The organism is Promicromonospora iranensis (assembly GCF_028994775.1).
Taxonomy (GTDB): Bacteria; Actinomycetota; Actinomycetes; order Actinomycetales; family Cellulomonadaceae; genus Promicromonospora; species Promicromonospora iranensis_A.
Window position 1 is genome coordinate 76888 of record NZ_JAJQMN010000012.1, and the last position, 6498, is coordinate 83385.

The following is a 6498-nucleotide window of genomic DNA, read 5'->3' on the forward strand; positions in this document are numbered from 1 at the left end:
ACAGCCGCATGATCATCGACATGCCGGACACCACGACCAACCAGGTCAACAAGCGTCTGGTCCGCCTGCGTGACGAGGGCGGGGCCGTGGCCCTGGGCCGCGTGCTCACCCTCGTGGTGCTGGCCGACGAGCAGGACGTCGAGGAGTCGGTGGAGGCCGCGAACGACGCGAGCCGTGAGCACCCGTGCCGGGTCATCGTGGTCGCCCCGGCGAAGCACGGCTCCGAGTCCCGTCTCGACGCGCAGATCCGGGTGGGCGGTGACGCCGGCGCCTCCGAGGTGGTGGTGCTGCGCGCCTTCGGCCCGCTCCTGGAGCGGACCGACACCCTGGTGATGCCGCTCCTGCTGCCCGACGCGCCGATCGTGGCCTGGTGGCCCCGTGAGGCGCCGGCGGTGCCGTCGCAGGACCCGGTGGGCGCCATGGCGGCCCGCCGGATCATCGACAGCACCACCGCCAAGAACCCGGTGGAGATGCTCGAGACCCTCAGCGGGTCGTACGCACCCGGTGACACCGACCTGGCGTGGGCCCGCGTCACCCTGTGGCGGGCGCTCATCGCGGCGGCCGTCGAGCAGCCGCCGTTCGAGCCGGTGCTGTCCGTGACGGTCGAAGGGCAGAAGCGGCACACGTCGCTCGACCTGCTCGCCGGCTGGCTCGGCGCCCGGCTGCACTGCCCGGCCGAGGTCGTGCGCACCGACAGCGACGACGCGATCACCCGGGTGACGCTGGAGCGCAAGAGCGGGCCGATCGTGCTCGACCGGCCGGACGGCCGCACCGTCACGATCACGCAGCCGGGCAAGCCCGCCCGGCGGATCGCCCTGCCGATCCGGGCGCTCAACGAGGCCCTCATCGAGGAGCTGCGCCGGCTCGACCCGGACGAGATCTTCGAGGAGACGCTCATGCGCGGCCTCAAGCAGGTCACCACGCGGACGGCGGCCTGATGTCCGGGTCGGCGGCTGGGCAGACGGTTGGGCAGACGGCGGGGGTGCGGCTCGTCGTCGTGCACCCCGACAAGGAGGTGCTCGCGCAGGCCGCCGCCGCGCGGCTGCTCACGCGGCTGCTCGACGTGCAGTCGGTCCGCTCCCCCGTGCACGTCGTGCTCACCGGTGGTTCGGTGGGCATCGCGACGCTCGCGGCGGTGGCCGCGAGCCCGCTCGTGCCGGCCGTCGACTGGTCGGGCGTGCACCTCTGGTGGGGCGACGAGCGGTTCCTGCCGGACGGCGACCCGGACCGCAACGAGACCCAGGCGCGGGAGGCCCTGCTCGACGGTCTGGTCGCCGGGCACGGGCTCCCCGCGGCCAACGTCCACCCCATGCCGGGGCCGACGTCGGTGGCCACGCCCGAGGAGGGTGCGGCCGTGTACGCCGAGCTCCTCCGCGAGCACGCGGGCACGCGTTCGGGCGGGCCCACGGAAGAGCAGGTGCAGGCGGACGTGCGGAGCGAGGAGACCGTCCCGGTCCCGGCGTTCGACGTCCTGCTGCTCGGTATGGGTCCCGACGGGCACGTCGCCTCCCTGTTCCCCGGCCATGACGGTCTGGCCGCGCAGGGCACCACGACAGGCGTGCACGGTTCGCCCAAGCCACCGCCGGAGCGCGTCTCGCTCACGTTCGACGCGATCCGGTCCGCCCGCGAGGTGTGGGTCGTCGCGGCGGGCGCCGAGAAGGCGGAGCAGGTGGCGGCCGCGCTGGCCGACGGGCCGGTCGAGGAGGTGCCCGCAGCGGGCGCCGTCGGGCAGGCTCGCACGCTGTGGCTGCTGGACGTGGAAGCGGCCGGCCTCACCTCGCCGAAGTAGCACGCGAGCGGCAAGGTAGGGCGCGAGCGACCAGAGCCCTGGCACAGCAGTGTCACAGCAGTGTCACAGCAGAAAAAAGCGGAACTGGAGCGGGACGACCCGATGGGTTGTCCCGCTCCAGTTCCGTTGTGCTGGCGGTGTCTCTTCGTCGCCGGCTGAAAAACTCTTAGCGCACCACGCGACCGCCGCGGCGGGTTCGCAGTGCCTCCAGCGCCTCCTCGAGGAGGGCTGCGCCGTCCTCCTCGGACCGGCGCTCCTTCACGTAGGCGAGATGCGTCTTGTACGGCTCGTTCCGCACAGGAGCCGGCGGATTGACCGGATCCATCCCCGCGGGGAAGCCACAACGCGGGCAGTCCCACTGTGTGGGGGCTTCCACGTCCTCGCCGACCGAGAAGGTCGGTGCTGTCTCGTGCCCATTGGCACACCAGTAAGAAACTCGGATGCGCGGCGCAGTGTCGCCGCGCTCCGTCTCCCCGAGAGGGCCGGCGCCTACCCGGCTCCCCCGAATCGCATGACCGCCTGATGCCACGTCTGTCGTCCCCTCTGTGTGTGGCCGTCAGCTGCTAGGCGCTTGGCGACCGGGTCAGCTGACCTTCTGGATGAGCCCGAGCAGGACGATCACCACGGCCCACGTGAGGGCGAAGGAGATAGTGATGCGATTGAGGTTCCGCTCGGCAACACCGGAGGAACCGGCGCCCATCGAGATACCGCCACCGAACATGTCGGACAGTCCGCCACCCTTGCCCTTGTGGAGCAGGATGAGCATGGTGAGGAAGCCACTGGTGAGGACCAGCAGTACTTCCAGGATGATGCGGAGCGCGTCCACGGTTCACGTCCTCGGTTGTAGGTGTGCCGGGCGTCACCCGGCGGCGGATCGGTCAAGAGTAAGCGAGACGTACCTCACAGTGCGAACCCCCTGTTCAGAGGCTTCTGGAGCCCTGAGCAGGAGTCACACCCGGAACATCACGCCCGAGCGAGGGTACCTCAGAGAGGTTGCGGGACGGTCTCGGAACCGCACGTGTCAGACGCACGGGCCCGGGACTGCGGGTCGAGCTTGTCGAGACCCTGGAGAGGGTCTCGACAAGCTCGACCGGTAGGAGGCGTCTCAGGCCGTGACGTGGGACTGGTAACGCGCGATCTTGGCGAACTCCTCGGGGTCGAGGCTGGCCCCGCCCACGAGCGCACCGTCGACGTCGGGCTGCGCCATGATCTGCGCGACGTTGCCCGACTTCACGGAGCCGCCGTACAGGACGCGCACGCCGTCGGCGACGCTCGGGTCGCACAGCTCGCCGAGCACCCGGCGGATCGCGCCGCAGACCTCCTGCGCGTCCTCCGGGGTGGCGACCTCGCCGGTGCCGATGGCCCAGACGGGCTCGTAGGCGATGACGATCTTGGCGATCTGCTCGGTCGGGACGTCCGCCAGCGCGGCCTCGACCTGCGCCAGCGTGTGCGAGACCTGGTTGCCCGCCTTGCGCACCTCCAGGCCCTCGCCGACGCACAGGATCGGGGTCAGGCCGTGCGCGAAGGCGGTGCGCACCTTGGCGTTCACGACGTCGTCGGACTCCGTGTGGTACTCGCGGCGCTCCGAGTGCCCGATGACCACGTAGGTGCAGCCCAGCTTCGCGAGCATCGCACCGGAGATCTCGCCGGTGTACGCGCCCGACTCGTGCTTGGAGATGTCCTGGGCGCCGTAGACGAGCTCCAGCTTGTCGCCGTCCACGAGCGTCTGCACCGACCGCAGGTCGGTGAACGGCGGCAGCACCGCCACCTCGACCGCGTTGTAGTCGTGCTTGGCGTCCTTCAGGGACCAGGACAGCTTCTGGACCGTGCTGATCGCCTGCTGGTGGTCCAGGTTCATCTTCCAGTTGCCCGCCATCAGCGGCGTGCGGGTGGTAGCCACGTGTTTTCTTCCTTCGTTGAGAGGTACGTCAGGTCGGCAGGGGCGCGTCGGTCGGTGCCCGCGTTCGGCTCAGTCGGCGAGGACGGTGAGCCCGGGGAGCTCCTTGCCCTCCAGCAGCTCCAGGCTCGCGCCGCCACCGGTCGAGATGTGGCTGAACCCTGCCTCGTCGAAGCCGAGCGCGCGCACCGCCGCGGCCGAGTCGCCGCCGCCCACGATGGAGAACGCGCCGTTCGCCGTCGCGTCGATGATGCCCTGTGCCACGGCCTTGGTGCCTGCGGCGAAGGCCTCGAACTCGAAGACGCCCATGGGGCCGTTCCACGCGATGGTCTTCGCGTCGGCCAGCTTCTCGGCGAACAGCTTGCCCGACTCCGGACCGATGTCCAGGCCCATGGTGCCGTCCGGGATCGCGTCCGCGGCGACGACCTGGTGGGGCGCGTCGGCGGCGAACGAGTCGGCCGCGACGACGTCCACGGGCAGCACGATCTCGACACCGTTCTTCTCCGCGGAGTCGAGGTAGCCCTTGACCGCCTCGATCTGGTCCTCCTCCAGCAGGCTGTTGCCCACCGGCTGTCCCTTGGCCGCCAGGAACGTGAAGACCATGCCGCCGCCGATGAGCAGGCGGTCCGCCTTGGTCAGCAGGTTCGCGATGACGCCCAACTTGTCGGACACCTTCGAACCGCCGAGCACGACGGCGTAGGGCCGCTCGGGGTCGCCGGTCGCCTTCGACAGGGACTCGACCTCGCCCAGCACCAGGTCGCCGGCGGCGGCGGGCAGCACCTGCGCGACGTCGTACACCGACGCCTGCTTGCGGTGCACGACGCCGAAGCCGTCGGACACGAACGCGTCCGCGAGCTGCGCCAGCTCACCGGCGAGCTCGGCGCGCTCCGCGTCGACCTTCGAGGTCTCGCGGGCGTCGAAGCGGACGTTCTCCAGGAGGGCCACCTGGCCGTCGGCCAGGCCGTCCACCGTCGCCTTCGCCGACGGACCGACGAGGTCCTCGGCGAGCGCCACGTCCTGCTCCAGCAGCTCGCCCAGGCGGGCGGCGACGGGCGCGAGGGAGTACTGGGGGTCCGGCGTGCCCTTGGGGCGGCCGAGGTGTGCCATCACGACGACGCGCGCGCCGGCGTCGGTCAGCCGCTTCAGCGTCGGCAGGGCCGCACGGATGCGGCCGTCGTCGGTGATGGTGGTCCCGTCGAGCGGGACGTTGAAGTCCGAGCGGACCAGGACGCGCTTGCCGCGCAGGTCGCCGAGGGAGTCGATGGTCTTCATGAGCACTCCAGAGTGAGATCTAGCAGAGTGAGAGTTCAGCAGGGTGTGTTTCCTGTTGCCAAGGTTCCGTCACATGACGACGTCCGCGTGCGCCGGCTGGCCGATGCGCACGCGGACGTCAGGGTTCACGCTGGGAGAGAAGCCGTCAGAGCTTCTCGCCGACGAACACGGTGAGGTTGACGAGGCTGTTCGAGTAGCCCCACTCGTTGTCGTACCAGGAGACGACCTTGACCTGGTTGCCGATCACCTTGGTGAGCTTCGCGTCGTAGATGCTCTGGTGCGGGTTGGTCACGATGTCCGAGGAGACGATGTCGTCCTCGACGTACTCCAGGACGCCCTTGAGCGGGCCCTCGGCGGCGGCCTTGACGGCGGCGTTGACCTCTTCGATGGTCACCTCGCGCGACGCCTCGAACGTGAGGTCCGTGGCCGAGCCGGTGATGACCGGCACGCGCAGGGCGTAGCCGTCCAGCTTGCCCTTGAGCTCCGGGAGCACCAGGGCGACGGCCTTGGCCGCACCGGTCGTCGTGGGGACGATGTTCTGCGCGGCCGCACGGGCGCGGCGCAGGTCCTTGTGCGGACCGTCCTGCAGGTTCTGGTCACCCGTGTAGGCGTGGATCGTGGTCATGAGGCCACGCTCGATGCCGATCGAGTCGTTCAGCGCCTTGGCCAGCGGGGCCAGGCAGTTCGTGGTGCAGGACGCGTTCGAGATGATGTGGTGCGCCGCGGGGTCGTACAGCTCGTTGTTGACGCCCATGACGAACGTGGCGTCCTCATTCTTGGCCGGGGCCGAGATGATGACCTTCTTGGCACCGGCGTCGATGTGCGCCTTCGCCTTGGTGGCGTCGGTGAAGAAGCCGGTGGACTCGATGACGATGTCCGCGCCCAGCTCGCCCCAGGGGAGGCTCGCGGGGTCGCGCTCGGCGAGCGCACGGATCTTCTTGCCGTCCACGATGATGTTCTCGTCGTCGAAGTCGACCGACTTGCCGAAGCGGCCCAGCACCGTGTCGTACTTGAGCAGGTGCGCGAGCGTCTTGTTGTCGGTGAGGTCGTTGACGCCCACGACCTCGATGTCTGCACCCGACTCGACGAGAGCCCGGTAGAAGTTCCTGCCGATGCGGCCGAAGCCGTTGATGCCGACGCGGATGGTCACAATGCCCTCCTCAGGGGGCGCCGGCCGTCCCGGCGCACACGTTTCCTTGTATCTGTCGCCACTGCCGTCGATGGCCGACGGCGCGTGCGTTGCAGGTTGGTCCGGGCGCCGCGACCTCGCGACGACCCGAACGGGAAACGCGATGGTCACGGCGTCGTCACCTGACGATTTCGAGCCTATACCCGAACCCGGCCGAACCGTGACCCGAGCCCAGACAGTGTGGAACTCAGGGTTCTGTCCGTTCTCACAAGACGGATCAGGCGGTCAAGGCTCACGGTCCCGGCTCACGGTCCCGGCTCACGGTCCCGGCTCACGGTCCCGACTCAGAGGTCGAGCAGGTCCGCGGGCAGGCCGGCCTCGGTGTCGGGGATGCCCAGCTCGAGCGCCCGC

Annotated in this window: 7 protein-coding genes; 2 read left to right on the forward strand and 5 right to left on the reverse strand. The window is 69.9% G+C overall.

Annotation, left to right across the window (positions count from 1 at the left end; translation table 11 throughout):
• Positions 1-8 precede the first annotated feature (8 nt).
• Positions 9-938 (forward strand): glucose-6-phosphate dehydrogenase assembly protein OpcA, encoded by a 930-nt coding sequence (opcA, locus tag LUU90_RS21150; protein WP_275005919.1) that lies wholly within the window; start codon positions 9-11, stop codon positions 936-938.
• Positions 938-1789: a 6-phosphogluconolactonase gene (pgl, locus tag LUU90_RS21155; RefSeq protein WP_275005920.1), complete on the forward strand. Its 852-nt coding sequence runs from the start codon at positions 938-940 to the stop codon at positions 1787-1789. The genes opcA and pgl overlap by 1 nt, the downstream gene beginning before the upstream one ends.
• 166 nt (positions 1790-1955) lie before the next feature.
• Here pgl and LUU90_RS21160 read toward each other — a convergent pair whose 3' ends face one another.
• The 5 genes from LUU90_RS21160 to gap all read right to left on the reverse strand — a co-directional run bounded on the left by LUU90_RS21160 (position 1956) and on the right by gap (position 6108).
• Positions 1956-2318: an RNA polymerase-binding protein RbpA gene (locus tag LUU90_RS21160; protein WP_275005921.1), complete on the reverse strand. Its 363-nt coding sequence runs from the start codon at positions 2316-2318 to the stop codon at positions 1956-1958.
• 54 nt (positions 2319-2372) lie between these two features.
• The gene (secG, locus tag LUU90_RS21165) at positions 2373-2615 is read right to left on the reverse strand and encodes a preprotein translocase subunit SecG (protein WP_275005922.1); all 243 of its coding nucleotides are present in this window, start codon (positions 2613-2615) and stop codon (positions 2373-2375) included.
• Positions 2616-2894: 279 nt separating this feature from the next.
• Entirely contained in the window at positions 2895-3665 is a 771-nt protein-coding gene (gene tpiA, locus LUU90_RS21170) for a triose-phosphate isomerase (protein WP_275006006.1), read from the reverse strand.
• A 93-nt stretch (positions 3666-3758) separates the two neighbouring features.
• Positions 3759-4958, reverse strand: coding sequence for a phosphoglycerate kinase (locus tag LUU90_RS21175; protein WP_275005923.1), 1200 nt, complete (start codon positions 4956-4958; stop codon positions 3759-3761).
• 145 nt (positions 4959-5103) lie between these two features.
• Positions 5104-6108 carry a type I glyceraldehyde-3-phosphate dehydrogenase gene (gene gap / locus LUU90_RS21180; protein WP_275005925.1) on the reverse strand — a complete coding sequence of 335 codons (1005 nt, stop codon included), beginning with the start codon at positions 6106-6108 and terminating at the stop codon, positions 5104-5106.
• Positions 6109-6498 lie beyond the last annotated feature (390 nt).